The organism is Kitasatospora paranensis (assembly GCF_039544005.1).
GTDB classification, from domain to species: domain Bacteria; phylum Actinomycetota; class Actinomycetes; order Streptomycetales; family Streptomycetaceae; genus Kitasatospora; species Kitasatospora paranensis.
This window is the reverse complement of sequence record NZ_BAABKV010000001.1, coordinates 4,891,660-4,917,487: the sequence shown is the minus strand read 5'-3', so window position 1 is coordinate 4,917,487 and position 25,828 is coordinate 4,891,660. Positions and strand designations below refer to the sequence as shown.

Genomic DNA, 25,828 nt, shown 5'->3' with positions numbered 1-25,828 from the left:
CGGGACCGGCCGGGGTGTGGCCCATGCCCGGCAGGTCGGTTGCCCGGCAGGTCGGTTGCCCGGCGGGTCAGAGCACCCGCACCAGCCTGGAGAGGATGGACGGCGGCGCCAGGTCCCGCTGGAGGGTAACCGGGACCTCGATCCGGCCCTCGCCCTCCCCCGCCGAGAGGGTGCCGACCTGGGTGCCGGCCTTTTCGGTGTGGCGGAGCTTGGCGGCGTCCAGGGTGAGGGTGGCGGTGATGCCGGCCCAGCCGGCGACGGTCAGCTCCTTGCCCGCGACGATCGGGACGGTGCCGCCCAGGCCGTCGTCGACGTGGCCGACGACCTGGCCCTGCTTGGCCAGGGTCTGGCCGTCGAGACCGTTCTGCACCGACTTGATGATCTTCAGGCTGGGTGCCTGGGCGACCACGGCGAGGTCCACGCCGGCCACCGCCGGCTGGCGCAGCGTGACTCCGACGATGGTGCGCTTGACGCCGCCGATCTCCTTGACCGCGGCCCACATCAGGGCGGACTGGGCGGCCGTGGAGGATCCGGTCTTGGTGCCGATCACGCTGCCCCGCTCGCTCCACACCAGCTTGTTGGTGTTGGAGATGACGAGCCCGTTGTAGCGCATCTCGGGCTCGGCGACGATCTGCCGGAAGACGTCGTCCTTCATGACCTGCTCGGCGAGCTTGAGCTGGTCGGCGGCGGTGCTCTTGGTGTTGTCGTTGTAGCCGGCCGGGTCGGCGTACACGGTGCTGGCCATCCCGAAGGACGCCGCCTGGTCGTTCATCTTCTTGACGAAGGCGTCCTCGGAGCCGGCGTCCCAGCGGGCGAGCAGCCGGGCGACGTTGTTGGCGGACGGCAGCATCAGCAGTTCCAGCGCCTGGTACTCGCTGAGCTGCTGGCCCTCCGTCAGCTTGGCCCGGGACTGGTCGGTGTCGGTGGACTCCGTGGCCGCGGCCTTGTCGACGGTGATGCTCGGGCCGCTCTCCCCTTCTTGAGGGGGTGCGCCTGGAGGATGAGGTAGGCGTTCATCACCTTGGTGACGGAGGCGATCGAGACCGGGGTCTGCTCGCCCGAGGTGCCGAGCGGGCCGACGCCGATGACGGAGGCGGCGGCCTGGCCCTTGGCCGGCCAGTCCACGGCGAGCTTCTCGCCGCCGAAGGTGTAGCTGCCGGCCAGGCCGAGGCTGGTCTTGGGGTCGGGCAGCGGGCGGAGCAACTGTGCGACCACGACGACACCGAGGACGAACGCCAGGAAGATCCCCCAGATGGCGCTGCGCTTGGCGGCGCGGCGCAGCGGGGTGTCCGGCCGGGCGCTGAGGGTGGCGAGCACCTCCATCGCCTCGATGGTGTTCTCCGGCAGCGGCACGGGCTCCGGGACGGGTGCCGGGTCCGGGACGGGCAGCGGCTCCGGCGGCGGAGTCGGCTGGGGCAGCGGGCGCGGCGGTACGGGGGCCGGACGCGGGGCGGGCTCCGGCTCAGGCTCCGGCTCCGGCTCCGGGTCGGGAGTGGGCTCGGGCTGCGGGGCGGGCTCGGGGGGCGGGACGGGGACGGTGCCGCCGGACGGCTTGCGGGTGTCCTTGAGGTCGGCGCCGGCGACGGTACGGCTGTCCCGCATGGCGAGACGCGGATCGGTCCCTGCCGACTCCGCCTTGCCCTCCGAATCCGCCTTCCCGGCTGCGGCGGCTGCCGCGGCACCGGTGGCAGTGGCGCCGGCCGGGGCGCCGGGTGCCGATCGGCGTGCCTCGGCGGGCAGGCGCAGGGCGGTGGTCCGGTCGTCCACCGGGGTCCGCTCGGCAGTGCGGGCCTCGGCGGCGGGGACGGCGGCCTTCGTGGCGGGCGTGCGGAGTTCCGGCGGCAGGCGCAGGGCGGTGGTGGCCTGGTCGACGGGCTTGGCGGGGGCGTCACCCTGCTGGTCCGCGGCCTTCTTCGCCGTGCCGGACTTCTCCGGACCGTCGGGCTGTGCGGCCCGCTCGACGCTCTCCGGGCTGTCCGAGGTGTCCGTGGTCGCGGCCGCGGTGTCGGCTCCGTCGGGGGTCTCGGCGGTGGCGGCGGCTGCGGCCGGCCGACGGGCCTCGGCGGGCAGGCGCAGGGCCGTGGTGGCGTTGTCGACGGGCAGCCTCAGCGCTGTGGTGGCGTGGTCCGCGGGCAGCCGGATGGCGGTGGTGGCGTTGTCCACAGTGCGGACACGGAGGTGCACGGTGGAGCCGGCGGGGGCGTCCCCGCTGTCGTGCTCATCGGCATCGTCCTGCTCGGCGTCGTCCCGCTCGGCATCGCGCAGGTCGCCGTCGGCGGCGTCGGTGTCCGCTCCGTCCGGGTCGGTACCGGACTCCGCGTCAGGCCCGGCCGCGCGCTCCGTCCCGGCGTCCGCACGCAGCTTCGGCTCCGGCTCCGACTTCGGCCCGGCAGCCGGCTTCGGCTCCGCGTCCGCAGTCGGCTCGTCGGCGTCCGTGTCGGCGTCCGCCGGGCCGGCCTCGTCCGCGGGGTCGGGTGCGGTCGCGGCCCGGGCGGTGTCCGGGGTGTCCTGGCCGGCCGGGCCGGTCGGCGGTGCACCGTCCGCGGGCCCGGCGGCCCGGTCGGCGGCGGCGCTCTCCGCCTCGGTCACCCGCTCCGCCGCCCCACCGCGCTGCCCTGTGTCCGGGGACTCGCCCACTGACCCATCCTCCTCATCCCGGCCGCTGCCGCGCCGATCCGATTTTCCGACGGGTTCACGTCCCGTCGGGATATCTGTACAGTCTCCGCCACCGGCGGCCCCGCGGGTGTGCACACCCCGCTCGACCGGCCGTTATTCTCCCCGTCCGGCCTGTCCCCTGCTCGGACGCCGGGCTCAGGGGCGCCGGTTCCAGCCTGCCGGGGCAAGGTCACGATTCGGAGGCGTACTCGACAAGCCCGTGTGAGAGGCGTCACGCTGTCTGCATCCACGCGGGGAGGCTTGGATGGGCAGGAGCCGCAGAACTATTCCCGAGGAGCTGTTGCTGCTCGCACTGGACCCGGCCACGGGTACCACCGCGCAGCCGCAGACCCTCGACCTCGGACTCGCCGGGGCGCAGCTGGTCGAGCTGTCCCTGGCCGGACGCATAGCCCCGGACGGGGATCGGATCGCCGTGGTACTGGCGCGGCCGACCGGTGACCCGACCCTCGACCACGCCCTGGAGCTGCTGCGACGGCGCGGCAGCCCGGTCCGGGCGTCGCACTGGATCGGCGGGCCCCGGTTGGGGCTCCGGCAGACGTACCTGGCGCACCTGGAGCGGTGCGGCATGGTGACGGCTGTGGCGGGCCAGGTGTGCGGGGTGCTGCCGACGACGCGCTATCAGGCGTCGGACGACTGCACCAACGCTGCGATCAAGCAGCGGCTGGACACCGCGATCCGCACCGGCGTCCCGCCGGACCCGCGGACGGCCGCCCTGGCGGCGCTGGCGCACGCGGTGGGCCTGGGCAAGCACCTGTACCCGGGCAACGAGGGCCGGTCCTCGCGGTCCCGGCTGCGTGACCTGATCCGCTACGACCCGCTGGGCGGCATGGTGGCGCACGCCGTGATGGACGTGCAGAACGGCCTGCCGGTGCAGCAGAGCCGGACGGCCGCACCACCGGCCGGGCGGCCCGCGACAGGGCGTCCGGTGGCGGCGAGGCCGCCGGCGGGCGGCCGTGCGGTGGCCAACCGCGTGGGCGTGCGGTGATCGGCGCGCGCCGTCGATGAGATCTGGGGCGGCCCGCCCGGCAGGACGACTGCCGGGCGGGCCGCCTCTGCGTTCCGGGGCCGGCAGGTGAAGGCGGAGCGCTTTTACCGTGCGGGCCGTCAGGAACGCAAGGGTTGTCATCCCGATTGAGCTGTTTTCCGATGATCTGTTCAAGTGCGCTGGCCGGATTCCCGCGCACGGAACGGAGACGAGATGGCATGCTCTCCACGTCAGGGGTCGGTACCAATTTCCACACTGTTCCGAGGCGCGGCGCTGCCGCCCGTGCCAGAGGTCCGGCCGGAGGTCGATGTGTCCGCCAGCGTCAATCCCACCGTGCGCCGACGAAGGCTCGGCGCCGAACTTCGGCGCCTGCGTGAGCTGAAGGGCATGACCGCCGAAGAGGTGGCCGGCCGCCTGATGGTGTCCCAGTCCAAGATCAGCAGACTGGAGAACGGGCGCCGGAGCATCAGCCAACGCGATGTCAGGGACCTCTGCGACGTCTACGCGGTGGAGGACGAGCGGATTCGCGCGGGCCTGATGGAGATGGCCCGCGAATCCCGGCAGCGCGGCTGGTGGCACGAGTTCGGCGACATCCCCTACAGCGTCTACATCGGCCTGGAGGCGGAGGCGTCGTCGATCCGCGCCTACGAGTCCTCGTTCGTGCCGGGCCTGATGCAGACCCGCGAGTACGCGGAGGCCGTGGTGGCCGGCACCTTCCCCGACTACGACGCGCAGGCCGTGGAAGCGGCGGGTCGAGGTGCGGGTCAAGCGCCAGCACCGGATAGACGGCGACGACGAGGACCGGCTCGGCAGCCTCTGGGTGGTGATAGACGAGGCGGTGCTGCGCAGGGAGGTCGGCAGCAAGGCGGTGATGGCCGATCAGCTCGCCCGGATGCTGTCGCTCAGCGAGCGCCCGAACATCAACCTGCAGGTGATCCCGTTCAGCCACGGCGCACACCCGGGCATGACCGGGACATTCTCCCTCATGGAGTTCCCCGAGTCGGCGGATTCGACGGTTGTCTACTTCGAAGGAGTGACGAGCGATCTCTACCTGGAGAAGGAGGCTGACGTGCGCCGCTATACCAATCTGTACGACCACCTCCGAGCCGCGGCACTCAGCGTCGCGGACAGTCGGGCACTGATACACACCATCGCAGAGGGGTTCCACGAATGAGCACCACGTCCAGCACCAACCTGAACTGGCGCAAGAGCAGCCACAGCGGCGGCAACGGCGCCTGCGTGGAGATCGCCGTCCCCGACGCGTCCTCGATCGCGGTGCGCGACTCCAAGGACCCGGACGGCCCCCGACTGCACTTCTCGAACGAGGCCTGGGCCGCCTTCGCCGGTGCCGCGGCAGCGGGCGCGTTCGGCGAGGTCTGACCCACCGTGGCGCTACCCGGCGGGCTCAGCCGGTCGGGTAGCGCTCCGCCCAGACCGGGGTGCCGTGCAGCTCCGGCCCGGCCGTCAGCTCCAGGACGAAGTCGTCGGCGAGCTGCAGGATCGTCCCCCGCCCCTCCAGCTCCGCCACCAGGCCGGCCGGCAGCGCCGTCTCCCCGTGCAGCGCGCCCAGCAGGTTGCCGCAGATCGCGCCGGTGGAGTCGCTGTCGCCGGAGTGGTTGACGGCCAGCAGCAGCCCCGTCCGGACGTCCTCCGCCACCAGCGCGCAGTACAGGCCGATGGCCAGCGCCTCCTCGGCGACCCAGCCCTCCCCCAGGGTCTCGATCCGCTCGGCGGAGGGCTCACCGGCCCGGACGGCGTCCAGTGCGCCGCGCAGGGCCGCGGTCGTCTCCTCGTGCTGCGGCCGCTCCGACAGGAGGGCGAGCGCCAGGTGGACGCCCTCCTCCAGGGTGCCGCCGCGGGCCACCGCGTGGACGATGACGGCGAGCGCACCGGCCGAGAGGTACCCGGTGGGGTGGCCGTGGGTCAGCACCGAGCACTCGACCGCGAGCTGGAACACCAGGCCCGGGTCCCAGGCGGTCAGCAGGCCGAACGGGGCGGCGCGCATCACGGTGCCGCAGCCCTTGGAGTGCGGGTTGCGCGGCGCCTCCACGGTGCCGAGGCGTTCGGCGTCCGGCCCGGACAGCCCGGAGAGGCAGGCCTGACCGGGTGCCCGCTGCGCGTAGAGCCACTCCTCGCGGCCGAGCCAGCCGAGGTCGGCGCGGCGTTCGTCCGGGCCCCAGTCGCGCTGGGTGGCGTGCCAGCGCAGGTAGGCGCGGTGCACGTCGGTGGGCGGGTGCCAGGTGCCGGTGTCCCGGCTGATGTGCGCCCGGATGAGGCCGTCCAGGGTGAACAGGCTCATCTGGGTGTCGTCGGTGACGGCGCCGCGCCGCCCGTAGGCCGGAACGTAGCCGGTCACGCCCCGCTCGCCGTGCGCCGCCCGGATCTTCTCCAGCGAGTCGAACTCGATGCCGGCGCCGAGCGCGTCGCCGACCGCCCCGCCGAGCAGACAGCCCCGGACGCGGCTGCGGAAGTCCTGCTGCTGGGCTCGCGACCACAGAGGCATCACGGTGCGCTTCCTTTCGGCCGAGGGGAGGTCCGGGAGCTGCACTGTATTCGAAGATTCGGACGGGTCGGCGGGGAGGTCGAACACCAGCGCCTCAACAGCCTGTTGAAGCACCGGGTGCGACCTCCCCGGCGGCGGCCACCGGGCCGCCGCCGGACCGTCAGTCGAGGACCGGCAGCAGGGCCGGGAGGTGACCGTCGGAGGCGAGCGCGGCCGCCCGCCGCTCGGCCGGCACCTCGCCGTAGGTGGTGGTGCGCTGCCGGTGCGGACGCCCGGCGGCCACCGCGATCGCCTCCAGGTCGCGCACCGACTTGTGGCTGCCCCAGGACGACCCCGCCATCCGGGAGATGGTCTCCTCCATCAGCGTCCCGCCCAGGTCGTTGGCCCCGGACCTGAGCATCTCGGCCGCGCCCTCGGCGCCCAGCTTCACCCACGACGTCTGGATGTTGCGGATGTGCGGGTGCAGCAGCAGCCGCGCCATCGCCACCACCGCCCGGTTGTCCCGGGCCGTCGGCCCCGGCCGCGCCACCCCGGCCAGGTAGACCGGCGCGTTGGTGTGCACGAACGGCAGGGTCACGAACTCGGTGAAGCCGCCCGTGCGCTGCTGGATGCCGGCCAGCAGCCGCAGGTGCGCCAGCCAGTGCGCCGGGGTGTCCACGTGCCCGTACATCATCGTCGACGACGAGCGGATGCCGAGCTCGTGCGCGGTGCTCACCACCTCCACCCAGGTCGCCGCCGGCAGCTTGCCCTTGGTCAGCACCCAGCGGACGTCGTCGTCGAGGATCTCCGCCGCCGTCCCCGGAATGGTGTCCAGACCCGCCTCCTTGGCGCGCTGCAGCCACTCGCGGATCGACAGCCCCGTCCGGGTCGCCCCGTTCACCACCTCCATCGGCGAGAACGCGTGCACGTGCATCGCCGGCACCCGCTCCTTCACCGCCCGCGCGATGTCGAAGTAGGCCGTCCCCGGCAGGTCCGGATGGATGCCGCCCTGCATGCACACCTCGGTCGCCCCGACCTCCCAGGCCTGCGCGGCCCGCTCGGCGACCTGCTCCAGCGACAGCGTGTACGCGTCCGCGTCCGTCCGCCGCTGCGCGAACGCACAGAACCGGCAGCCGGTGTAGCAGACATTGGTGAAGTTGATGTTCCGGGTCACGCAGTACGTCACCTCGTCGCCGACCGCCGCCCGGCGCACGTCGTCGGCGATGCCGCACAGCGCGTCCAGCGCCTGGCCGTCGGCGTGGAACAGGGCCAGTGCCTGGTCGTCCGTCAGCCGCTCCGGGTCGTCCGCGGCCACCGCGAGCGCCGCCCGGACGTCCGGGTCCAGCCGGCGCACCCCGGCCGCGGCAACCTGCTCGCGCAGCACCTCCCAGTCGCCGTAGACCTCCTCGAAGTCCGCCCGGCGGTCCGCCGACCGGCCCTCGGTGTCGATGGTGCGGTGCAGGTCGGTGCGGCCGGAACCGACCTGCACGTCCTCCGGCTCCTGCCAGGGCAGGCCCACCGGCAGGGCGTCCGCGCGCGCCAGCCCGGTCTCCGGGTCGGCGAGCGCCGCCACGTGCGGCACCAGCCGCGGGTCCAGCCACGGCTCGCCGCGCCGCACGAACTCCGGATAGATGGTCAGCCGCTCCCGCAGCTCGAACCCGGCCTGCGCCGTCCGCGCCGCCAGTTCCTCGATCTGCGGCCAGGGGCGCTCCGGGTTGACGTGGTCCGGCGTCAGCGGCGACACGCCGCCCCAGTCGTCGATGCCGGCGCCGATCAGCAGCGCGTACTCGGCGTCCACCAGGTTCGGCGGCGCCTGGATCCGCGCCCCGGGGCCGAGCACCAGCCGGGCCACCGCGACCGCCGCCGCCAGCTCCTCCAGCTCCGCGTCCGGCATCGCCCGCATCGCCGTCCCGGGCTTCGCCCGGAAGTTCTGCACGATGACCTCCTGCACGCCCCGGTACTGCCGGGCCGCGCGGCGGATCTCGAACAGCGCGTCCGCCCGCTCCTCGTACGTCTCCCCGATGCCGATCAGCACGCCGGTGGTGAAGGGCACCGAGCTGCGCCCGGCGTCCTGCAGCACCCGCAGCCGCACCGCCGGCTCCTTGTCGGGCGAGCCGTGGTGCGGGCCGCCGGGCTCCGACCACAGCCGGGTCGCGGTCGTCTCCAGCATCATCCCCATGGAGGGCGCCACCGGCTTCAGCCGCTGGAAGTCCGTCCAGGTCAGCACGCCCGGGTTGAGGTGCGGCAGCAGCCCGGTCTCCTCCAGCACCCGGATCGCCATCGCCCGCACGTACGCCAGGGTGTCGTCGTAGCCGTGCGCGTCCAGCCACTCCCGGGCCTCCGGCCAGCGGTCCTCGGGACGGTCCCCGAGCGTGAACAGCGCTTCCTTGCAGCCCAGCGCCGCGCCCTGCCGGGCGATCTCCAGCACCTCGTCCGGGGACAGGAACATCCCGTGCCCGTCGCGCTTCAGCTTGCCCGGCACGGTGACGAACGTGCAGTAGTGGCAGCGGTCCCGGCACAGCCGGGTCAGCGGGACGAACACCTTCTTCGAGTAGGTGACCACCCCGGGCCGGCCGGCCGCGGCCAGCCCCGCGTCCCGGACCCGCGCCGCCGACGAACAGAGGTCCCGCAGGTCCGCCCCACGGGCCTGGAGCAGCACGGCTGCCTCGGCGAGGTCCAGGGTGACGCCGTCCCGCGCGCGGCGCAGGGCCCGGCGCATCGAGGAGGCGGTGGGAGCGGGCTCGGGTGCATCCATGCGCCGACGATACGCGACGTGTCCGACCTCGGGATGACGGGACCCTGAGGCGCTGTCAGGGTTGCGTGAGCCGAACGATGTACACGGATCTGGCCCTCTGGGTCGATGCCCGGGCGGCCGCCGGGCCGTCTAATGGAGAGTGCAGAGGGACGGCGACACGGAGGGGATGAGCGAGATGACGGAGCAGCCGGAGCCGGTGGCGTACCGGTCGCGCCGGAGGGCGCTGGTGCGGGTGGCGGTACCGATCGCGGTGGTCGCGGCGGTGGGGGCGGGCATCGGGCTGGTGCCCGCGCTCGCCAGCGACAACGGGCCGAGCCTGCCGTCGGTGACGGCGCAGCAGCTGGTGGCGAAGGCCCTCGGGTCGGACACCCAGGCGCTGTCCGGCACCGTCCAGGTGAAGGCCGACCTGGGGGTGCCGACGCAGCTGCTGGGCCTGGCCGGCGGGGCGGCCGGCTCCCGGAAGGCGGGCGGCGCCGACCCGACGGCGAAGCTGACGGCCCTGCTGGGCGGTCAGCACACCCTGCAGGTCGCGGTGGACGGCCCCGACCACCAGCGGGTCGGTCTGGTGGAGGACCTGGCGGGCTACGAGCTGGTGCACAACGGCGCCGACGTGTGGGCGTGGGACAGCTCCTCCAACGAGGCGCAGCACCTGAAGGCGCCGCAGGATGCCGCCGGGAGGGCCGCCGCCCGGCAGCCCTCCGGGCCGGTGTCCGGGCTGCCGGTGACGCCGCAGGAGGCGGCCGGGCGCTTCCTGGCGATGAGCGCCGGCACGACGTCGGTGACGGTGGACGGCACCACCACGGTGGCCGGCCGGTCCGCGTACCGGCTGGTGGTGAAGCCGCTGCAGAAGGGCTCCACGATCGGCCAGGTGCGGATCGCGGTGGACGCCGCCACCGGTGTCCCGCTGTCGGTGCAGGCGATGGCGGCGGCCGGCGGCACGGCGCTGGACGTGCACTTCAGCTCGGTGTCGTTCGCGAAGCCGGCGGCGTCGGCGTTCGTGTTCACAGTGCCGAAGGGGGCGAAGGTCACCGAGCACGGGGCCGACGGCGCGCGGGCCGGGAAGGGCGCCCCGGCGCCGGAGCCGGCCGGTACCGCGCCGCGGCCGAAGGTGGTCGGCGAGGGCTGGACATCGGTGGTGGAGGCGGCGCTGCCGACCGGCGGGCCGGCGTCCGGTGACGCGCACGGCGGCAAGGGCGCGACGGGCGCGCTGGGCTCGCTGTCGATGCTGAAGGGCTTCGGCAAGCAGGTCACCGGCGGCACCCTGATCTCGACGAAGGTGCTGAACGTGCTGGTGACGGACGACGGGCGGGTGTTCGCCGGTGCGGTGACGCTGCCGGTCCTGCAGAGTGCGGCCGGGGTGAAGTAGCAGTGGCGGGCGCTCCCGTGGCGGAGCGGGGCCGGGCCCTTCGGGGTCCGGCCCCCGCCGGGCCGGACGAGGTGATCCGCACCCGCGGGCTGAGCAAGGGCTTCGGCGGGCGACTCGCGGTGGACGGACTGGATCTGACCGTCCCGCGGGGCAGTGTCTTCGGCTTCCTGGGCCCGAACGGCTCCGGCAAGACGACGACGATCCGGATGCTGATGGGGCTGATCGCGCCGTCCGCCGGTTCGGCGACGGTGCTGGGCGCGCCGATGCCGCAGTCGGTGGGCACGGTGCTGCCCCGGGTGGGCGCGCTGATCGAGGGCCCGGCGCTGTACGGGTTCCTGTCGGGGCGGGCCAACCTGGCCCGGTTCGACGCGGCCGATCCGACGGCGGATCCGCGCAGCCGGGACACCCGGGTGGCGTCGGCGCTGGAGCGGGTGGGGCTGTCGGCGGCGGCGGGCAAGAAGGCCCGGGCGTACTCGCTCGGCATGAAGCAGCGGCTGGGCCTGGCCGCGGCGCTGCTGCAGCCGCGTGAGCTGCTGGTGCTGGACGAGCCGACCAACGGCCTGGACCCGCAGGGCATGCGGGAGATCCGCGCGCTGGTCCGGGAGGTGGCGGCGGAGGGCACGACGGTCTTCCTCTCCTCGCACCTGCTGGACGAGATCGAGCAGGTCTGCACGCACGCCGCGGTGATGTCCCGGGGGCGGCTGGTGGTGCAGGGCACGGTGGCGGAGCTGGCCGCCCGGGCGCAGCGGCGGCTGGTGGTGCGGACGGCGGACACGGCCGCGGCCGCCGAGGTGCTGAAGCGCCGGGGCGTGACGGACGTGCAGGTCGGCGAGGTGACGGTGGAGGGGCTGCCGCCGGAGGGCGAGGCGGAGCTGCCGGCGATCTGTGCGGCGCTGGTGGCGGCGGGGGTCGGGGTGCGCGGGTTCGGGGTCGAGCGCGGCACGTTGGAGGACGCATTCGTGGCGCTGACCGGGGAGGGCTTCGATGTCGCAGGCTGAGGCCGGGGCGGCGGGCGCGGTGGCGGCCCGCGGGGCGGTGCCGGGCGCCACGGCGCCTCCGGCGGTGCCGCGGGTGACGGCGGCCGGGTACGCGGCACTGTTCGTCTCCGAGTTGGGGCTGGTCTTCCGGCGGGCGCGGACGATGGCGCTGCTGGGGATCCTGGCGGCGTTGCCGGTGCTGATCGGCGTGGTGGTCCGGCTCCGGACGGGTGGCGCGCGGGGCGAGGGCCCGGCGTTCATCGCCCAGGTGACCCAGAACGGCCTTTTCCTCGTCTTTACCGCGCTGGCGGTGGCGTTGCCGGTGTTCCTGCCGATGACGGTCGGGGTGGTGGCGGGCGACGCGGTCGCCGGGGAGGCGAGCGGTGGCACGCTGCGCTACCTGCTGGTGGCCCCGGCCGGGCGGACGCGGCTGCTGGCCGCGAAGTTCTGTGCGGCCCTCGCCTACTGCCTGGTGGCGACCGGGGTGATCGCCCTGTCGGCGCTGGCGACCGGGGCGGCGCTGTTCCCCCTCGGCGAGGTGACCCTGCTCTCGGGCGACACGATCAGTGCGGGTGACGCGCTGCTGCGCGCGCTGCTGGTGGCCCTGGTGGTGGCGGCGTCCCTGGGCGGTCTGGTCGCGATCGGGCTGTTCGTGTCGACGCTGACGACCAGCGGGATCGCGGCGATGGCGACCACGGTGGTGCTGGTGATCACGGTGCAGATCCTGGACACCTTCCCGCAGCTGGAGGCGGTGCAGCCGTACCTGTTCACGCATCGCTGGCTGAGCTTCTCGGATCTGCTCCGGCAGCCGATGCACTGGGACAACGTCCTGGCGGACCTCGGTCTCCAGGCGGTGTACGCGGCGGTGTTCGGCTCGGCGGCGTGGGCCCGCTTCACCAGCCGGGACGTCACGGGCTGACCGGCCGGGGGCGGGCCGGGGCCGCCCGAGGGGCGGCCCGGTCAGCGCAGCGGCAGCATCCGCGAGGCGGCGACGGCGCAGGCGAGCACCGGCAGCTGGCCGGGGGCGATCAGGAACAGCGGCGACCAGTTCGGGCAGACCAGCCGGACTCCCGCGGTCAGGCCGTGCAGCCGGGCGCGGTGCGAGCCCTTCAACTCGACCCGGTCCAGCCGGTACGGGCCGTCGAGGCTTATCGCCGGGCGGCCGTGGCGCTGCCACTGGATGGCGACGGGGCCGCCGCTGGGTGTCGAGGTCAGCAGCAGTTCGCCGCTCTCGGCGGCGTCGAACTCGCGGCGGACGGCGGGCACGTGCAGCCCGGCTCCGGCGAAGAGGCCGTCGGCCTCGTCGCGGACGGACTGGACGGCATGGCCGACGCTCACGGCGGCCCGCCGGAAAGGCCGGGCCAGCTGACCCGTGAGCTGACCGGTGAGGTGAACCATCGCAACCCTCCTGTGGCCGTGCGGCGCCCGCACAGCCCGGGGTTTCCGTCGGCTGTCGGCGGTGGCACCCCGGACGTTAGCAGTCCGGGACGGCGGTTGAGGAGATCCGGCAACCAGTTCTTCACAGCAGGAGTGCCGGTGCGAACGGCCCCCGCGCAGAGCGCAGCCGGGCGGTCTCAGCGGGTGACGGCCGGGCCCGTCGCGGGCTCCTCGGGGAGGCCTGCGGCGGCCGGCCCGGAGCCGAGCGGGGGCGGGCGGCTGCGGCTGCCGCGGCGGCGGCGAGTGCGGCCCGGTCGGCGCGGACGCGGCGCACCGCGTCGAAGGTCAGGATGGCCAGGGCGGCCCAGACCAGGGCGAAGCCGGCCCAGCGGGCGGGCGGCATCGATTCGTGGAAGACGGCGATGCCGATCAGGAACTGGAAGACCGGCGCCAGGTACTGCAGCAGGCCGAGGGTGGTGAGCGGGACGCGGACGGCGGCGGCGCCGAAGCAGAGCAGCGGGACGGCGGTGATCAGGCCGCTGATCATGAGCAGCCCCGAGTGCGCCCAGGCCGAGGTGGATCCGGCGGCGTGGCCGAAGCTGCCGGTGCCGCGGATCTGCAGGTAGATCAGGAAGCCGAGGGCGAAGGGGAACATCACGGCGCTCTCCAGCGCGAAGCTCTCCTGGCCGCCGAGCGCGACCTTCTTCTTCAGCAGTCCGTAGGTGGCGAAGGAGAGGGCGAGGGTGAGGGCGATCCAGGGCAGCCGGCCGTAGCCGACGGTCAGGACGGCCACCGCGAGGACGCCGACGCCGACGGCGGCCCACTGGGCGCGCCGCAGCCGCTCGTGCAGGAGCAGGACGCCGAAGCCGATGGTGACCAGGGGGTTGATGAAGTAGCCCAGGCTGGTCTCGACGACGTGTCCGGAGTTCACACCCCAGATGTAGACGCCCCAGTTGACGGAGATGACAACGGCCGCGGCGGCGACCAGGGCGAGCCGGCGGGGCTGGGCGAGGAGGGCCGGATCCAGGCCCAGCGGCGCTGGACGAGGAGCATCAGCACGACGGCGACGAGGGACCAGACCATTCGGTTGGCGAGGATGTCGACGGCGGCGCTGGGTTCGAGCAGCGGCCAGAAGAGCGGGAACAGCCCCCACATGCCGTACGCGGCGGCTCCGTACCAGAATCCGCGGCCGGCCTCGTCCTGGTCCGTCATGCCGCCCTGCCCTCCACGCGCGCCGTTGTCGGATCGACGGTAGCGGGCGGGAGGGCAGGATGTCACTTCCGTATCCACCTTTTGGTCATGACAGTTGCCTCAGGCACCCAGTGCGGCCTTCACCGAGTCCGCCAGCGGGGTGGTGGGGCGGCCGATCAGCGCCGAGAGGACGCCCCGGTCGCGGGCCAGCTCGCCGCGCCCGATCGCGGCGTCGACGTCCACCAGGATCGCCGCGAAGGCCTCGGGCAGCCCCGCGCCGACCAGCGCCGCCCGGTGCTCGGCGGGGGTCACGTCGCGGTACTCGACCGGTCGGCCGGAGTGCGCGGCCAGCTCGGCCGCGTACTCCGACAGGCTCCACGCCCGGTCGCCGCTCAGCTCGTAGGCCCGGTCGACGTGGCCCTCGCCGGTGAGGACGGCGACGGCGGCGGCCGCGTAGTCGGCCCGCGCGGCGGAGGCGACCCGGCCGTCTCCGCTGCTGCCGAGCACGACACCGCGCTCGACGGCGTCGGCCGCGGCCGCGGTGTAGTTCTCGGTGTACCAGCCGTTGCGCAGGAAGACGTGCGGCAGGCCGGAGGCGAGGATCGCGGCCTCGGTCGCCTTGTGCTCGGCGGCGAGGTCGAAGCCGGCCTCGTCGCCGCCCAGCACGCCGGTGTAGGCGAGCAGCGCGACGCCGGCCTCGGCGGCCGCGTCGACCACCGCGGCGTGCTGGGCGATCCGGGAGCCGACCTCGCTGCCGGAGATCAGCAGGACCTTCTCGCCGGCGCGGAAGGCTCCGGCCAGGGTCTCGGGCCGGCTGTAGTCGACGACCCGGACCTCGACGCCGCGGGCCGCCCAGTCGGCGGCCTTCTCCGCGGAACGCACGGCGACGGCGACCTCGCCGACGGGGATCTCGGCCAGCAGGCCCTCGACGACCAGGCGGCCGAGCTGTCCGGTGGCACCGGTGACGACGATCATTGCGCACTCCCTCAAGGTGGTTTCGTGTTCAACCACCACGGTAGGCGGCCCACTAACCAATCGAAAGTACGCACTTTGAAGTACGGTACTGATATGAAGGTAAGTGCAGCCCTCGCGCCGCTCGCCGCGCTGTCGCCCGCCGAAGCGCTCCCCGCCGGGCGGCCGGCCGGCCCGGTCGGCGACGTCACCGACCGCTCCTGCCCCTCCCGGATCGTCCTGGAGCACGTCACCAGCCGCTGGGGCGTCCTCGTCCTGATCGCCCTGCGCGAGCGCGGCTACCGGTTCAGCGAGCTGCGCCGCCAGGTCGCCGGGGTCAGCGAGAAGATGCTCGCGCAGACCCTGCAGACCCTGGAGCGGGACGGCTTCGTGCACCGCGAGGCCCACCCGGTGATCCCGCCCCGGGTCGACTACAGCCTCACCCCGCTCGGCCGGAACGCCGCCGAACTGGTCGCCGCCCTGGGCCACTGGGTCGAACGGGCCCTGCCCGAGGTGACCGCGGCCCGCAGCGCCTACGACAGCCGCTGAGCGCCCGGGCGACCCGACAACACCCGGCGCCGGCCGCGGACGCCGCAAGGGCCCCTGCACGCCTTCTGCGGGGGCCCTGCGCCGACGGCAACCGGGTCTAGACCACCGTCCAGGTGTCCTTGCCGTGCAGCAGCCCCGCCAGGTCGCCCCGGCCGTGGGCCGACTCGGCCCGCTCCAGCTGCTCGGCCATCAACGTGTCGTACACCGGGCGCTGCACGCTGCGCAGCACGCCGATCGGCGTGTGGTGCAGGGCGTCGGCGTCGGCGAGCCGGGTGAGCGCGAACGCGGTGGCGGGGCCCTCGGCGTGCGCGTCGTGGACGACCACGTCGGCTTCGTTGGCCTCCGTGACCCGGTCGACGCACAGGTCGCCGTCGGGCCGGCGGAAGACGCCGCGGTCGGTGCCGAAGCGGATCGGCCGACCGTGCTCCAGGCGGATCAGCGCCTCGTCCCGGGTGGCGGGCTCCTTGAGGACCTCGAAGGCGCCGTCATTGAAGATGTTGCAGTTCTGGTAGATCTCCACCAGCGCGGTGCCCTGGTGCTCGGCCGCGGCCCGGAGCACCTCGGTCAGGTGCTTGCGGTCCGAGTCGATGGTGCGGGCGACGAAGGTGGCCTCGGCGCCGACGGCGAGCGAGAGCGGGTTGAACGGCGCGTCCAGGAGCCCATCGGCGTCGACTTGGTGATCTTGCCGACCTCGCTGGTCGGCGAGTACTGGCCCTTGGTGAGGCCGTAGATCCGGTTGTTGAACAGCAGGATCTTGAGGTTGACGTTGCGGCGCAGCGCGTGGATCAGGTGGTTGCCGCCGATCGACAGCGCGTCGCCGTCTCCGGTGACCACCCAGACGCTGAGGTCGCGCCGGGAGGTCGCCAGGCCGGTGGCGATCGCCGGGGCGCGGCCGTGGATGGAGTGCATGCCGTAGGTGTTCATGTAGTACGGGAACCGTGAGGAGCAGCCGATGCCGGAGACGAAGACGGTGTTCTCGCGGCGGATCCCGAGTTCGGGCATGAACGACTGAACGGCGGCCAGGATCGCGTAGTCACCGCAGCCGGGGCACCAGCGGACCTCCTGGTCGGTCTTGAAGTCCCTTGCGGCCAGCGGGGTGTCGGACTTGGGTACGAGGCGCAGTGCCGGGAAGTCGCTCATCGGGTCTCCTCCGCGTCGAGGGTGCCGATCGCCGCGTGCAGGACGTCGGCCAACTGGGCGGCCTTGAAGGGCAGTCCGCGCACCTGGTTGTAGGACTGCGCGTCGACCAGGTACTTGGCGCGCAGCAGCATGGCGAGCTGTCCGAGGTTCATCTCCGGGACGATGACCCGCTCGTAGCGCTTGAGGACGGTGCCGAGGTCGGCCGGGAAGGGGTTGAGGTGGCGCAGGTGGGCCTGGGCGACCCGGCCGCCGTCGGCGCGCACCCGGCGGACGGCGGCGGTGATCGGCCCGTAGGTGGAGCCCCAGCCGAGGACGAGGACGCGGGCGTCCCCGGTGGGGTCGTCGACCTCCAGTGGGGGTACGGCGATGCCGTCGACCTTGGCCTGCCGGGTGCGGACCATGAAGTCGTGGTTGGCGGGGTCGTAGGAGATGTTGCCGGTGCCGTCCTGCTTCTCGATGCCGCCGATGCGGTGTTCGAGGCCGGGGGTGCCGGGGACGGCCCAGGGGCGGGCCAGGGTCTGCGGGTCGCGCTTGTACGGCCAGAAGGCCCGGCTGCCGTCCTCCAGTTCGTGGTTCGGTTCGGTGGCGAACTCGACCGACAGGTCGGGCAGTTCGTCGACGGCGGGGATCCGCCAGGGTTCCGACCCGTTGGCGAGGTAGCCGTCCGAGAGCAGGAAGACCGGGGTGCGGTAGGTCAGCGCGATCCGGGCCGCCTCCAGGGCGGCGGTGAAGCACTCGGCGGGGGTGGCGGGTGCGACGATCGGGACGGGCGCCTCGCCGTTGCGGCCGAACATCGCCTGCAGCAGGTCGGCCTGCTCGGTCTTGGTGGGCAGGCCGGTGGAGGGGCCGCCGCGCTGGATGTCGACGACGAGCAGCGGCAGTTCGAGGAGACGGCGAGGCCGATCGTCTCGGACTTCAGCGCCACGCCGGGGCCCGAGGTGGTGGTGACGCCCAGTGCCCCGCCGAACGCCGCCCCCAGGGCGGCGCCGATGCCGGCGATCTCGTCCTCGGCCTGGAAGGTCCGCACGCCGAAGTTCTTGTGCTTCGACAGCTCGTGCAGGATGTCCGAGGCCGGGGTGATCGGGTACGAGCCGAGGAACAGCGGCAGGGCGGCGCGTTCGGCGGCCGCGATCAGCCCGTAGGAGAGGGCGAGGTTGCCGGAGATGTTGCGGTAGGTGCCGGCCGGGACGCGGGCCGGGGGATCTCGTAGGAGACCGCGAAGTCCTCGGTGGTCTCGCCGAAGTTCCAGCCGGCCCGGAAGGCCGTGATGTTGGCCTCGGCGATGTCGGGCTTCCTGGCGAACTTCTGCCGCAGGAAGTCCTCGGTGCCGCGGGTGGGGCGGTGGTACATCCAGGAGAGCAGGCCGAGGGCGAACATGTTCTTCGCCCGTTCGGCGTCCTTGCGGGCCAGGCCGCTGTCCTTCAGCGCCTCCAGGGTGAGCGTGGTCAGCGGCACCCGGTGCAGCCGGAAGGCGTCCAGCGAGCCGTCGCCCAGCGGGTCGGCCGCATAGCCGACCTTGGCCAGGGCGCGCTTGGTGAACTCGTCCGTGTTGACGATGATCTCCGCGCCGTGCGGCAGGTCCGGCAGGTTCGCCTTGAGGGCGGCCGGGTTCATCGCGACCAGCACGTTCGGCGCGTCGCCCGGCGTCAGGATGTCGTGGTCGGCGAAGTGCAGCTGGAAGCTGGAGACGCCGGGCAGCGTACCGGCGGGGGCCCGGATCTCGGCGGGGAAGTTCGGCAGCGTCGACAGGTCGTTGCCGAACGACGCCGTCTCCGAGGTGAAGCGGTCACCGGTGAGCTGCATGCCGTCGCCGGAGTCCCCGGCGAACCGGATGATCACCCGGTCGAGCCGGCGGGTGGGCTTCACGGGACGTCCTTGCCGGGCCGACGGCGGCGCCGAGCCCGGGCGGCCCTCGCTCCCGTCCGAACCGTCCACTGCCTCTGACTGATCGACCTGACTGGTCACTGCCGCGGACCTCCTCGTGGACGCCAGCCGCGGGCGTGAGCCGTGTGCCCCGTCCGCCTGGTGCACCCATCGCATCCTAGGACGGCCGGGGATCACTCGACCGGAACTCGCGCAGGCGGCGTCGCACGGTGCGCCATCTTCGATGACTCGGGGTGCCCCGCACCGCCGCCCGGGCGGGCCCGGCTACGACTCCAGATAGGTGAGGACGGCGAGCACCCGACGGTGGTCCTCCTGGCTCTGCGCCAGGCCCAGCTTGGTGAAGATGTTGCTGACGTGCTTCTCCACCGCGCCGTCGGAGACCACCAGCTGCCGGGCGATCGCCGAGTTGGTGCGGCCCTCGGCCATGAGGCCCAGCACCTCGCGCTCGCGCGGGGTGAGCCCCTCCAGGACGTCGCCGCGCCGGCTGCGGCTGAGCAGCTGCTGCACGACCTCCGGGTCCAGCGCGGTGCCGCCGCCGGCGACCCGGACGACCGCGTCCACGAATTCGCGGACCTCGGCCACCCGGTCCTTCAGCAGGTAGCCGACGCCGCGGGTGGAGCCCGCCAGCAGCTCCCCGGCGTACTGCTCCTCCACGTACTGCGACAGCACCAGCACGCCGATGCCGGGGTGCAGGCCGCGGAGCGTCACGCAGGCCCGTACGCCCTCGTCGGTGTGGGTGGGCGGCATCCGCACGTCGGCGACGACCACGTCCGGCGCGCTGCCGGCCTCGACGAGGTCGTGGACGGCCTTCAGCAGGGCCTCGCCGTCGCCGACGCCCGCGACCACCTCCAGCCCGCGGTCGGTGAGCAGCCGGGTCAGCCCCTCGCGGAGCAGGACGGAGTCCTCGGCGATGACGACACGCAGCACGGCGAACAGCCCCCTTCGGCGGTGGGTCCCCCGGACCCGGCCCGTCCCACGCGGTGCGGGACCGGCGGTCTCACATGGTGCGGATGGCCACCGCGTCGCACAGCCCCTGCAGGGCCGCCTTCGCCGGGCAGTCCGGCAGCGGCTCCAGCAGCGCCCGGGCCTCCTCCGCGTAGCGGAGCGTCTCGCGGCGGGCGCGCTCCAGGGCCGGGTGCCGGCGCAGCAGGCGCAGGGCCTCGGCGTGCGCCTCGTCGTCCTCGGCGAGGTCGCCGGCGAGGAGCTCGCGCAGCCGCAGGTCGGCCGGGTCGTCCTCGTCCACCGGGGTCTGCCGGAGCAGCAGCACGGGCAGCGTGGGGACGCCCTCGCGCAGGTCGGTGCCGGGGGTCTTGCCGGACTCGTGGCTGTCGCTGGCGATGTCGAGGACGTCGTCGGCGAGCTGGAAGGCGGTGCCCATGCGCTCGCCGTACTGGGTGAGGAGGTCGACGACGCGCGGCTCGGCGCCGGCCATCAGCGCGCCGAAGCGACAGGAGACGGCGACCAGCGAGCCGGTCTTGCCGGCGATGACGTCCAGGTAGTGCTGGAGCGGGTCCTCGGAGGGGCGCGGTCCGGCGGTCTCCAGGATCTGGCCGGTCACCAGGCGCTCGAACGCGTCGGCCTGGATGCGGACGGCCTCCGGGCCGAGGTCGGCGAGGACCTGCGAGGCGCGGGAGAAGAGGAAGTCGCCGGTGAGGATGGCGACCGAGTTGTCCCAGCGGGAGTTGGCGCTGGCGGCGCCGCGGCGCACCGGGGCCTCGTCCATCACGTCGTCGTGGTACAGGGTGGCGAGGTGGGTGAGCTCGACGACGACGGCGGCGGGCACCACGCCGGGCGCGTACGGGTCACCGAACTGGGCGGCGAGCATGACCAGCAACGGGCGGAAGCGCTTGCCGCCGGCCTCGATCAGGTGGCTGGCGGTCACGGTGATGAACGGAACCTCGCTCTTCACCGTCTCGACCAGCGCCGCTTCCACGGCGTCCATACCGGCCTGGACGTCGCGGGTCAGATCGCGGTCCTGCACGCTCAGCCCGAAGGGCCCCACGACGGTCACGAAGACCACTCCTGTCCCTGGTCGATCCAGCGGCCCGGCCCTTGCTGCCGCCCTCAGCACGTGCCCCTGCACGTACTAGGCAGCGTATCCGGTCACGAGTGGATCACTGCACCGGGCATGCGCCCTCCGGCGGTGCTTGGGCCGGGTGGTGCACCCTGCGGGGCGGCCGCCGGCGGAGCGGGTCGCACCCGTTCGGGCCGGGCAGCCGTCCGGCCCCCGCCGAGTGGCGGGGGCCGGACGCCGCCGAGCCCGTTCCACGTCGTGTCGTCAGCTCCCGCCTGCCCGGCGGCGCCGAACGCACGCCCTACCGGACGAAGAGCGAGGCCTTCGCCGCCAGGTCGAGGAAGTACTGCGGCAGCAGGCCGAGGCCGAGGGTCACCAGCACGCCGATGCCGATGGCGGTGGCGGTGAGCGGGCTGGGGACGGCCACGGAGGGCCCTGCGGCTGCGGGTCGGAGAAGAACATCAGCACGATGACGCGGATGTAGAAGAACGCCGCGACGGCCGAACTGAGCACACCGATGATCACCAGCGGCGTGGCGCCGCCCGCCGCCGCGGCCTGGAAGACCGCGAACTTCCCGGTGAAACCGCTGGTCAGCGGGATGCCGGCGAAGGACAGCAGGAACAGCGCGAAGACCGCGGCGAGCAGCGGGGAGCGCCGGCCGAGCCCGGCCCAGCTGGACAGGTGGGTGGCCTCGCCCTTGGAGTCGCGCACCAGGGTGACGACGGCGAACGCGCCGAGGGTCACGAAGGAGTACGCGAGGAGGTAGAAGAGCACCGCGCCCAGGCCCTGCTTGCTGGTCGCGATGAGGCCGGTCAGGATGAATCCGGCGTGCGCGATCGAGGAGTAGGCGAGGAGCCGCTTCACGTCCTGCTGGGTGACGGCGAGGATCGCGCCGACCACCATGGTCAGGATCGCCACGCCCCACATGACGGGCCGCCAGTCCCACTTCAGGCCGGGGAAGGCCACGTAGAACAGCCGCAGGAAGGCGCCGAACGCGGCCGTCTTGGTGGCCGCCGCCATGAACCCGGTGACCGGGGTCGGGGCACCCTGGTAGACGTCCGGGGTCCAGGAGTGGAAGGGGACGGCGCCGACCTTGAAGAGCAGGCCGACCGCGACCATCGCCAGGCCGATCAGCAGCAGCGCGTCGTTCTGGGTGGTGACGGCGAGGGCCGGGGTGACCGGAGCGACGCCCGACACCACGTCGGCGATGTCGCCGAGCTGGACGCTGCCCGCGTAGCCGTACAGCAGGGCGGTGCCGAACAGGAAGAACGCCGAGGCGAAGGCGCCGAGCAGGAAGTACTTGACCGCCGCCTCCTGGGAGAGCAGCCGACGGCGGCGGGCCAGGGCGCAGAGCAGGTACAGCGGGAGGAGAAGACCTCCAGCGCGACGAACATCGTCAGCAGGTCGTTGGCGGCCGGGAAGAGCAGCATGCCGCCGACCGCGAACAGGGTGAGCGGGAAGACCTCGGTGGTGGCGAAGCCGGCCCGGGTGGCGTCCCGCTCCTGCTCGCCGCCGGGGACGGCGGAGGCCTGCGCGGTGAACGCGTCCACGCCGTGCCCGTTCAGGCGCGGCTCCAGCTTCCGTTCGGCGTAGGTGAGGACGGCGAGGACGGCGGTCAGCAGGATGACGCCCTGCAGGAAGAGCGCGGGTCCGTCGATCGCGACGGCGCCCATCGCCAGCAGGCCGGCCTTGGTCGTGCCGTAGCCCTGGGCGGCGAGCACGACCACGGCGGCGAAGGCGCCGCCGAGGCCGAGCAGCGAGATGCCGAGCTGGGCGCCGTAGCGGGACCGGCGGGGCAGGAACGCCTCGGCGAGGATGCCGGCGATCGCCGCACCGAAGACGATCAGCATCGGGGAGAGCTGACCGTACTCGACGTGCGGGGCGGGGATGCTGGGGCTGTTGCCGCCCGCAGCAGCGAGCCAACCGGTCACTGGTGCTCACCTCCGGAGGTGGCGGCGACCGGGTGGGCCGGTGCCGGGTCGGACTGGTGGACCTGCGAGAGCGTGGCGTCCACCGCCGGGTTGACGATGTCGGTGAGCGGCTTCGGGTACACGCCCAGCAGCAGGGTGAGCGCCACCAGGGGCGCCACCACGGCGAGTTCGCGGACCTTGAGGTCGGTCATGCCCTCCATGCGGGGCTTCACCGGGCCGGTCATGGTGCGCTGGTAGAGCAGCAGCGCGTACAGCGCGGCGAGCACGATGCCGAAGGTGGCGACGATGCCGATCACCGGGTACCGGCTGAACGTGCCGACCAGCACCAGGAACTCACTGACGAACGGCGCCATGCCGGGCAGCGACAGGGTCGCCAGACCGCCGAGCAGGAAGGTGCCGGCCAGCACCGGGGCGACCTTCTGCACGCCGCCGTAGTCGGCGATCAGCCGCGAGCCGCGGCGGGAGATCAGGAAGCCCGCGACGAGCATCCACGCGGCGGTGGAGATGCCGTGGTTGACCATGTAGAGGGTCGCGCCGCTCTGCCCCTGGCTGGTCATCGCGAAGATGCCCATGATGATGAAGCCGAAGTGCGAGATGGAGGCGTAGGCGACCAGCCGCTTGATGTCCTTCTGGCCGATGGCGACCAGCGCGCCGTAGACGATCCCGACCAGCGCGAGGACCAGGATCGCCGGGGCGAAGGTCTTCGAGGCGCCCGGGAAGAGGCCGAGGCAGAACCGCAGCATCGCGAAGGTGCCGACCTTGTCGACGACGGCGGTGATCAGCACGGCCGTTCCGGCGGTGGACTCCCCCATCGCGTTCGGCAGCCAGGTGTGCAGCGGCCAGAGCGGGGCCTTCACCGCGAAGGCGAAGAAGAAGCCGAGGAACAGCGCCTTCTCGGCGGTCGGGTCGATGACCAGCTTGCCGTCGGCGATGGCGCCGGTGAGGGTCGGCAGGTCGAAGGTGGCGAGGTTCTGGTCGGCGGCGATCACGTACAGGCCGATCACCGCGGCCAGCATCACCAGGCCGCCGAGCAGGTTGTAGAGCAGGAACTTCACCGCGGCGTAGCTGCGCTGCCGGCCGGCCTCCGGACCGCCGGCCCGGTCGCCGAAGCCGCCGATCAGGAAGTACATCGGGATCAGCATGGCTTCGAAGAACACGTAGAACACGAAGATGTCGGTGGCCAGGAAGGACACCAGCACCATCGCCTCGACGGCCAGGATCAGGGCGAAGAAGCCCTGGGTGCGGCGGCGGTTCTCGAAGGTGCCGTCGGGCCGCGGCTCCGGGTCGGCGTCGTGCCAGGACGCCAGCATCACCAGCGGCACCAGGACGGCGGTGAGCAGGATCAGCACGGTGCCGATGCCGTCCGCACCGAGCGCGAAGTCGATCCCGAAGGAGCGGATCCAGGTGTGCGACTCGGTCATCTGGTAGCGGGGGCCGCCCGGCTGGAACCGGGCGGCGACGGTGGCGGTCAGGGCCAGCGTGGCCGCGGAGACGGCCAGCGCGACGGACTTGCTCGTCCGCCGGCGCGCCTCGCTGGACCCGGCCGGCAGCGCGGCGGTGACCACCGCGCCGACGGCGGGGACGGCGCAGGTGGCGGTCAGCAGGTAGCTCATGGCCGTCCTCCTCGGCAGTCATCATGTGGCGTCCCATCAGACGGACCTCATCAGCAGGGTGGTGGCGACCAGCACGAGCGTGCCGCCGAACATGGAGAGCGCGTAGGAGCGGACGTACCCGGTCTGCACCCGGCGCAGCCGGGCGGAGATCCCGCCGATGGTCGCGGCCAGGCCGTTGACGAACCCGTCCAGGCCGCGGCTGTCGAACCAGACCAGCGTCGCGGCGAGCGCGGTGCCGGGGCGGACGAGAGCTGCGTGGTTGAAGTCGTCCTGGAGCAGGTCGCGGCGGGCGGCCCGGGTGAGCGCGGAGCCCACCGGGGGTGTCACCGGGACGCGGGTGCGGACGTACATCACGTACGCGAGGCCGACGCCGGCCAGCATGCAGACGGTGGTGAGGCCGGTGACGACGCCCGACGGGATCGGCGAGTCGCCCTCGGCGAAGCCGGTGACCGGCTCCAGCCAGTGCACGAAGGAGTCGCCGATGCTGAACAGGCCGCCGGCGAAGACCGATCCGACGGCGAGGACGACCATCGGGAGCGTCATGATCTTCGGCGACTCGTGCGGGTGCGGCTCCTCGCCGGTCTCCGGGGAGGGCTGCCAGCGCTTCTCGCCGAAGAAGGTCAGCACCATCACGCGCGTCATGTAGAACGCGGTCAGGGCGGCGCCGATCAGGGTGCACAGGCCGAGGATCCAGCCCTCGGTGCCGCCCTTGGAGAACGCCGCCTCGATGATCTTGTCCTTGGAGAAGAAGCCGGACAGGCCGGGGAAGCCGATGATCGCGAGGTAGCCGAGGCCGAAGGTGGCGAAGGTGACCGGCATGTACTTCCGCAGGCCGCCGTAGTGGCGCATGTTCACCTCGTCGTCCATGCCGTGCATGACCGATCCGGCGCCGAGGAAGAGCCCGGCCTTGAAGAAGCCGTGCGTCACCAGGTGCATGATCGCGAAGACGTAGCCGATCGGGCCGAGTCCGGCCGCGAGGACCATGTAGCCGATCTGCGACATCGTCGAGCCGGCCAGCGCCTTCTTGATGTCGTCCTTGGCGCAACCGACGATCGCACCGAAGATCAGCGTGACCGTGCCGACCACGACGACGACGGTCTGCGCGTTCGGCGCGAGGTCGAAGATGGCCGAGGAGCGGGTGATCAGGTAGACGCCGGCGGTCACCATGGTGGCCGCGTGGATGAGGGCGGAGACCGGGGTCGGGCCCTCCATGGCGTCGCCGAGCCAGGACTGCAGCGGCACCTGGGCGGACTTGCCGCAGGCGGCGAGCAGCAGCATCAGGCCGATCGCGGTGAGCCGGCCCTCGCCCGCGTGCCCGGCGGTGGCGAACACCGGCCCGAAGGCGAAGGAGCCGAAGGTGGTGAACATCAGCATGATCGCGATGGACAGGCCCATGTCGCCGACCCGGTTGACGATGAACGCCTTCTTGGCGGCCGTCGCGGCGCTCGGCTTGTGCTGCCAGAAGCCGATGAGCAGGTACGAGGCGAGGCCCACGCCCTCCCAGCCGACGTACAGCAGCAGGTAGTTGTCGGCCAGCACCAGCAGGAGCATGGCGGCCAGGAACAGGTTGAGGTAGCCGAAGAAGCGGCGGCGGCGCTCGTCGTGCGCCATGTAGCCCACCGAATAGAGGTGGATCAGCGTGCCGACGCCGGTGATCAGCAGGACGAAGGTGATCGACAACTGGTCGAGCTGGAAGGCGACGTCGGCCTGGAAGCCGTTCACCGGGATCCAGCTGAACAGGAACAGGTGGACGGCCCGTTGATCGGTGGGGCGGCCCAGCATCGAGAGGAACAGGGCGAGGCCGAACCCGAAGGAACAGGCGGCGGCCAGGGTGCCGAGCCAGTGCCCGACCCGGTCGAGCCTGCGCCCGCCGAGCAGCAGCAGGGCGGCACCGGCCAGGGGGCTGCGACCAGCAGCGGAATGAGTGAGTTCACCGT

Annotated in this window: 15 protein-coding genes and 6 pseudogenes; 7 read left to right on the top strand and 14 right to left on the bottom strand. The window is 73.0% G+C overall.

Annotated features, from left to right (window positions below; genetic code table 11):
- Positions 1 to 67 precede the first annotated feature (67 nt).
- The gene (locus ABEB13_RS23700; protein WP_345709796.1) at positions 68 to 898 is read right to left on the bottom strand and encodes a hypothetical protein; all 831 of its coding nucleotides are present in this window, start codon (positions 896 to 898) and stop codon (positions 68 to 70) included.
- The gene (locus tag ABEB13_RS23695) at positions 895 to 2,637 is read right to left on the bottom strand and encodes a hypothetical protein (RefSeq protein WP_345707099.1); all 1,743 of its coding nucleotides are present in this window, start codon (positions 2,635 to 2,637) and stop codon (positions 895 to 897) included. Before ABEB13_RS23695 ends, ABEB13_RS23700 begins: the two co-directional genes overlap by 4 nt.
- Positions 2,638 to 2,920: 283 nt before the next feature.
- Here ABEB13_RS23695 and ABEB13_RS23690 point away from each other — a divergent pair, with 283 nt between their 5' ends.
- The 3 genes and pseudogenes from ABEB13_RS23690 (at position 2,921) to ABEB13_RS23680 (ending at position 5,041) form a co-directional block, all read left to right on the top strand.
- The gene (locus ABEB13_RS23690; RefSeq protein WP_100888878.1) at positions 2,921 to 3,661 is read left to right on the top strand and encodes a GOLPH3/VPS74 family protein; all 741 of its coding nucleotides are present in this window, start codon (positions 2,921 to 2,923) and stop codon (positions 3,659 to 3,661) included.
- A gap of 309 nt (positions 3,662 to 3,970) precedes the next feature.
- Positions 3,971 to 4,835 (top strand): annotated as a pseudogene (locus tag ABEB13_RS23685) (helix-turn-helix domain-containing protein).
- Positions 4,832 to 5,041, top strand: coding sequence for a DUF397 domain-containing protein (locus ABEB13_RS23680; RefSeq protein ID WP_345707098.1), 210 nt, complete (start codon positions 4,832 to 4,834; stop codon positions 5,039 to 5,041). Before ABEB13_RS23685 ends, ABEB13_RS23680 begins: the two are co-directional and overlap by 4 nt.
- Before the next feature lie 25 nt (positions 5,042 to 5,066).
- On the opposite strand, the gene ABEB13_RS23675 is transcribed toward ABEB13_RS23680, so the two are convergent.
- Both ABEB13_RS23675 and ABEB13_RS23670 read right to left on the bottom strand, forming a co-directional pair.
- On the bottom strand, positions 5,067 to 6,164 hold the full coding sequence (locus ABEB13_RS23675; RefSeq protein WP_345709795.1) for an ADP-ribosylglycohydrolase family protein: 1,098 nt from the start codon (positions 6,162 to 6,164) through the stop codon (positions 5,067 to 5,069).
- Between the two features lie 160 nt (positions 6,165 to 6,324).
- Entirely contained in the window at positions 6,325 to 8,898 is a 2,574-nt protein-coding gene (locus tag ABEB13_RS23670) for a bifunctional FO biosynthesis protein CofGH (RefSeq protein ID WP_345707097.1), read from the bottom strand.
- Between the two features lie 166 nt (positions 8,899 to 9,064).
- Here ABEB13_RS23670 and ABEB13_RS23665 point away from each other — a divergent pair, with 166 nt between their 5' ends.
- The 3 genes from ABEB13_RS23665 to ABEB13_RS23655 are packed head-to-tail and all read left to right on the top strand — an operon-like array spanning position 9,065 to position 12,160.
- Positions 9,065 to 10,264 carry a LolA family protein gene (locus ABEB13_RS23665; protein WP_345707096.1) on the top strand — a complete coding sequence of 400 codons (1,200 nt, stop codon included), beginning with the start codon at positions 9,065 to 9,067 and terminating at the stop codon, positions 10,262 to 10,264.
- Between the two features lie 17 nt (positions 10,265 to 10,281).
- Positions 10,282 to 11,262 (top strand): ABC transporter ATP-binding protein, encoded by a 981-nt coding sequence (locus ABEB13_RS23660; protein ID WP_345709794.1) that lies wholly within the window; start codon positions 10,282 to 10,284, stop codon positions 11,260 to 11,262.
- A complete protein-coding gene (locus ABEB13_RS23655; RefSeq protein ID WP_345707095.1) occupies positions 11,249 to 12,160 on the top strand; it encodes an ABC transporter permease in 912 nt (303 codons plus the stop codon). The genes ABEB13_RS23660 and ABEB13_RS23655 overlap by 14 nt, the downstream gene beginning before the upstream one ends.
- A gap of 41 nt (positions 12,161 to 12,201) precedes the next feature.
- Here the strand turns inward: ABEB13_RS23655 and ABEB13_RS23650 are convergent, their stop codons facing one another.
- From ABEB13_RS23650 to ABEB13_RS23640, 3 genes and pseudogenes are all read right to left on the bottom strand, one after another.
- On the bottom strand, positions 12,202 to 12,639 hold the full coding sequence (locus ABEB13_RS23650) for a hypothetical protein (RefSeq protein ID WP_100888886.1): 438 nt from the start codon (positions 12,637 to 12,639) through the stop codon (positions 12,202 to 12,204).
- A gap of 121 nt (positions 12,640 to 12,760) precedes the next feature.
- Positions 12,761 to 13,830 (bottom strand): annotated as a pseudogene (rarD, locus tag ABEB13_RS23645) (EamA family transporter RarD).
- Between the two features lie 99 nt (positions 13,831 to 13,929).
- Positions 13,930 to 14,784: an NAD(P)H-binding protein gene (locus ABEB13_RS23640; protein ID WP_345707094.1), complete on the bottom strand. Its 855-nt coding sequence runs from the start codon at positions 14,782 to 14,784 to the stop codon at positions 13,930 to 13,932.
- Between the two features lie 93 nt (positions 14,785 to 14,877).
- On the opposite strand from ABEB13_RS23640, the gene ABEB13_RS23635 reads away from it, so the two are divergent.
- On the top strand, positions 14,878 to 15,309 hold the full coding sequence (locus ABEB13_RS23635) for a winged helix-turn-helix transcriptional regulator (protein WP_345707093.1): 432 nt from the start codon (positions 14,878 to 14,880) through the stop codon (positions 15,307 to 15,309).
- A 97-nt stretch (positions 15,310 to 15,406) separates the two neighbouring features.
- On the opposite strand, the pseudogene ABEB13_RS23630 reads toward ABEB13_RS23635, so the two are convergent.
- From ABEB13_RS23630 to nuoL, 7 genes and pseudogenes are all read right to left on the bottom strand, one after another.
- Positions 15,407 to 16,449 (bottom strand): annotated as a pseudogene (locus ABEB13_RS23630) (2-oxoacid:ferredoxin oxidoreductase subunit beta).
- Positions 16,446 to 18,414 (bottom strand): annotated as a pseudogene (locus ABEB13_RS23625) (2-oxoacid:acceptor oxidoreductase subunit alpha). Before ABEB13_RS23625 ends, ABEB13_RS23630 begins: the two co-directional pseudogenes overlap by 4 nt.
- Positions 18,415 to 18,597: 183 nt before the next feature.
- Positions 18,598 to 19,257, bottom strand: coding sequence for a LuxR C-terminal-related transcriptional regulator (locus tag ABEB13_RS23620; RefSeq protein ID WP_345709793.1), 660 nt, complete (start codon positions 19,255 to 19,257; stop codon positions 18,598 to 18,600).
- 73 nt (positions 19,258 to 19,330) lie between these two features.
- Complete coding sequence (locus tag ABEB13_RS23615; protein WP_345707092.1) at positions 19,331 to 20,344, bottom strand: polyprenyl synthetase family protein; 1,014 nt, start codon at positions 20,342 to 20,344, stop codon at positions 19,331 to 19,333.
- 304 nt (positions 20,345 to 20,648) lie between these two features.
- Positions 20,649 to 22,278, bottom strand: a pseudogene (gene nuoN, locus ABEB13_RS23610) (NADH-quinone oxidoreductase subunit NuoN).
- Positions 22,275 to 23,891, bottom strand: a complete 1,617-nt coding sequence (locus ABEB13_RS23605; RefSeq protein WP_345707091.1) for an NADH-quinone oxidoreductase subunit M — start codon at positions 23,889 to 23,891, stop codon at positions 22,275 to 22,277. The pseudogene nuoN and the gene ABEB13_RS23605 overlap by 4 nt, the downstream one beginning before the upstream one ends.
- Before the next feature lie 36 nt (positions 23,892 to 23,927).
- Positions 23,928 to 25,825: pseudogene (gene nuoL, locus ABEB13_RS23600) on the bottom strand (NADH-quinone oxidoreductase subunit L).
- Positions 25,826 to 25,828: the final 3 nt, after the last annotated feature.